General features: G+C 78.0%; 3 protein-coding genes. 1 reads left to right on the top strand and 2 read right to left on the bottom strand.

Going from position 1 to position 3,432, the window contains the following annotated elements:
• Positions 1-225 precede the first annotated feature (225 nt).
• On the top strand, positions 226-672 hold the full coding sequence (locus tag JFN87_RS32505; RefSeq protein ID WP_209346016.1) for a hypothetical protein: 447 nt from the start codon (positions 226-228) through the stop codon (positions 670-672).
• 473 nt (positions 673-1,145) lie between these two features.
• On the opposite strand, the gene JFN87_RS32500 is transcribed toward JFN87_RS32505, so the two are convergent.
• Together JFN87_RS32500 and JFN87_RS32495 are read right to left on the bottom strand one after the other, a co-directional pair.
• Positions 1,146-2,768: an FAD-binding oxidoreductase gene (locus JFN87_RS32500; RefSeq protein ID WP_209346018.1), complete on the bottom strand. Its 1,623-nt coding sequence runs from the start codon at positions 2,766-2,768 to the stop codon at positions 1,146-1,148.
• Positions 2,769-2,990: 222 nt separating this feature from the next.
• Positions 2,991-3,167: a hypothetical protein gene (locus JFN87_RS32495; protein ID WP_209346020.1), complete on the bottom strand. Its 177-nt coding sequence runs from the start codon at positions 3,165-3,167 to the stop codon at positions 2,991-2,993.
• Positions 3,168-3,432: the final 265 nt, after the last annotated feature.

The following is a 3,432-nucleotide window of genomic DNA, read 5'->3' as shown; positions in this document are numbered from 1 at the left end:
CCCCCCCCCCCCCCCCCCCCCCCCCCCCCCCCCCCCCCCCCCCCCCCCCCCCCCCCCCCCCCCCCCCCCCCCCCCCCCCCCCCCCCCCCCCCCCCCCCCCCCCCCCCCCCCCTTCTCCGGGGCGAGGGGCGGCTTGCGGGATCCACGGGAGCCAGGACTCCGGCCGCGCCCTCTCCCACTCCGCGGGGGGCCCCGGGCGGGCCGCCCGGGGGGGCCCCCACGGCCGTGGGTGACGCCGTGCTGGTCCGCGCCGTGCCGGCCCGCGCCGGGGCGGTCGTCCGTGCCGGGGTTGCCGCCGTCGCCCTGGCCGATGCGGGGGCGGCCGGGGCCGTTCGGGCCGGCCCTGTGGTGTGCGGCGTCGGCCGTGACGTGTGCGGGCGGTGGGGCGTGACCGGCGTCGTGACCGCCGTCGCGGGCGGCCGGTGGGCCTGCGCCTTGTGGTGCGGCGTGCGCGTCGCCTGGTGCGCAGGCCGGTGCGACGCTTGGTGCGACGCCCGGTGCGTGGCCCTGTGCGTCGGCGTCGGTGTCCGCGCCGGGGCGTGGGAGCGCGGGCGGGACGTCGCCACCGAGATCTCGCCCGTCGGCAGCGCGGTGCCGTCCGGCGCCACCAGGCGGAAGCCGAGGTTCGGCACGTTCTGCCCCGCGGGCCGCTTCGGATGGTCCTTCGCGTAGTAGTACAGCGGGTGGTTGTCGTACAGGACCTGCGGCAGCCGGCTGCCGCGCGCGTGGGTCCTGGTCTTGGTGACCTTTCCCGCGACGCCGTGCCCCTTCGACGGGGAGCCGACCGCCGCGGGGAACAGCTTCACGCAGCCGCCGGTGCAGCCGGGGACGCCGGGTGCGTCGTCCTCACGCAGGTAGAGCGGGTTGCCCTTCGCGTCGGCCAGCGCGGCCCCGTTCCCGGTGCTGATCAGGGTCAGCTCGCGCGGCTGCGTCGGCCTGGCGACGGCCGCGGCCGTGCCCGCGGCCGGCAGGACGAGCAGCAGCGCGGCGGCGACGGCCGCGACCAGGGTCAGCGTGCGGTGTGCGGGCGGGTGCGGGGGCTCGGGCATGCATCCAGGCCACCCGCAGCAGCCGCTACCGGCAACGCCGGTGGGCCGTACGGGGGAACGGCCGGTCAGGACACCGCCGTACGGGGGACCGTGCCGTCACAGGGCCTGCGGGAAGTCGAACAGGCGGTCGGGGTCGTACTTCTTCTTCAGGCCGGCGAGCCGCCCCGCGGCCCCGCCGTAGTACGCGGTGCGCCAGTCCTTCAGCGTCGGGTCCACGTAGTTCTGGTACGCCGCCCCGGACGCGTACCTGCGCATCGCCGCCTGCGTGGAGCGCAGCCACGCCTGGTGCGCGCTGCCCGAGTCGTTCGGCTGCCACGACGCGACGTACTGCGCGAGCATCCGCGAGCCGCGGTGCACGAAGGCCGTCGCCCCGGGGGCCACCCTGTTCACGGCACCGCCGAGCGCCGTCAGCGCTATGGACCCGCCGCCGCCACGCGCCGCCGGAAGCCGGGTGAACGCCTCGGCCGCGCCGAGCATCGCCTGGCGGCCCGCCGCGGACATCGACCGGTCGTAGAAGTCGGAGGCCGCCGCGTACGTCTCGCGGTGCAGCGCGCCGTGCGGCGAACGGCCGGGCGTGGTGCCGGGGAGCCTGCACTGGTCGGCCGTCAGGCCCGAGCACCCGCCGTACACCTCCATGGCGTCCTCGAAGGAGCGCGTGCGCAGGGAGACGGAGCTCGCGGGGCCCGGGCCGCCCGCCTGGTCCGCGAGCCGGTCGACGGCGTTGTGCAGGTCGGACTCGGTGCCGAGGGAGAAGACGGAGACGGACGCCGTCGGCGCGACGCCGCCCGGGCCCGCGTCGAGCTGCAGCGCCGACCAGATCTCGTCGGGCTGGGAAGGCCCCCACTCCTGCCAGGTCGCCAGCAGCCGCCCGGCCTTGGCCCACGGCCAGCTCATGTAGGCCACGACGCCGTCGGGCGCCGGGTGGGTGCGGAAGCGCAGCTCGGTGACGACGCCGAAGTTGCCGTTGCCCGCGCCGCGCAGCGCCCAGAACAGGTCGCTGTCGCGGTGGGTGTCCGCGGTCAGCGTCCTGCCGTCGGCGGTGACGAGCGTCGCGGAGAGGAGGTTGTCGCACGCGAGCCCGTAGGCGCGTGCGGTGACGCCGTGTCCGCCGCCGAGGGTCAGCCCGGAGATCGCGACGGTGGGGCAGGACCCGCCGGGGATCGTGCGGCCGTGCTCGGCGAGGCCGCGGTAGATGCCGGCGAGCCGGGCGCCCGCGCCCACGCTCGCCTCGGACGAGGAGCGGTCGAGGGAGTCGAGCCGTGACACGTCGATGACGAGGCGGCCGTTGCCGCTCGACCAGCCCGCGTACGAGTGGCCGCCGCTGCGCACGGAGACGGGGGTGGAGTGCGTCCGCGCGAAGGCCAGGCACTCCTTGACGTCCGCCTCGCCCGACACGTAGGCGACGGCCGCCGGCTTCAGCCCGTCGTAGCGCGTGTTGTAGAGCTGGCGGGCCGTCGGGTAGTCGGCGTCGCCCGGACGTACGAGGTCGCCGTCGAGTCCCTTGGCGAGCGCGCTCCAGCTCGGCGCGCCGGGCGACGGGGTCGGCGTCGGCGTCGGCGTCGCGGAGCCGCTCGCCGTGCCGGGGCCGCGGGAGCCGGCTCCGCCGCCGGGCCGCCTGCCGCCGCCGTCGCCCCCGCTGTCGCATCCCGCGAGCGAGGACGCGGCGGCCGTCGCGGCGAGCGCGGCGGCGCCGGTGAGCAGCGCACGGCGCGCCGGCATGCGCTCGCCGGTGAGGCCGGTGAGGCCGGTGCGGCTGGTGCTGCCGGTGCGGCTGGTGTCGCGGAACATGTCGAAGACCCCTCCCGCGAAGGACGGGGCGTGGGGTGCGTCCTTCGTCAGTACGAGACGGTACGAGTGGGGACGCGGGCGCGGGAGGGCGCCCCTGGGATCGGCCGGTTCGAGGCCGGCGAGTCGCCGGGCCGCCCCGGGCGCGCGCGCCCGTCAGGAAGCCGGGGGCGTCTCGTGCGTGCGGGCGTCGGTGCGTGCGAGGTCACGGGACCTGCGCGCGGGGCCGCGCCAGCCGCAGGTGCAGCGCGCGGAGCAGAAGGAGCCGCGTTCGACGGTGGACGTCAGGTGACGGTGGAGGCGGGCGCCCTCCCCGGGTTCGTCGTCGCGCACGCCGTCCACGGTACCCGCGGCCGCCCGGGCGGGACCCGGGGGCGCCGGCTGCGTGACCGTGACGCGCGCGGCGTCGTTAACCGGCCGTCAGGGGGTCTCGGCAATCGGCGGGTCGGCGCTGGGGGTTTGCAGGGCGATGGTGGAGCGCGAGCGGGAGCGTCAGCACAGGCGGGGCACGGTGTTCGCCGCAGCCGCGGCGGGTGTGGCCGGGGTCGTGGCGGCGACGTGCGGGTGCGCGGTGACGAGCGGGGCCGCGGCCGACGGC

Source organism: Streptomyces montanisoli (genome assembly GCF_017813245.1).
GTDB classification, from domain to species: domain Bacteria; phylum Actinomycetota; class Actinomycetes; order Streptomycetales; family Streptomycetaceae; genus Streptomyces; species Streptomyces montanisoli.
The sequence above is the reverse complement of the archived record's forward strand: the minus strand, read 5'-3'. Positions and strand labels throughout refer to the sequence as shown.

What these genes read in the sequence shown, in the direction of transcription:
- JFN87_RS32500 (WP_209346018.1), bottom strand. Translation starts at nt 2,768, where the DNA reads ATGCCGGCGCGCCGTGCGCTGCTCACCGGCGCCGCCGCGCTCGCCGCG.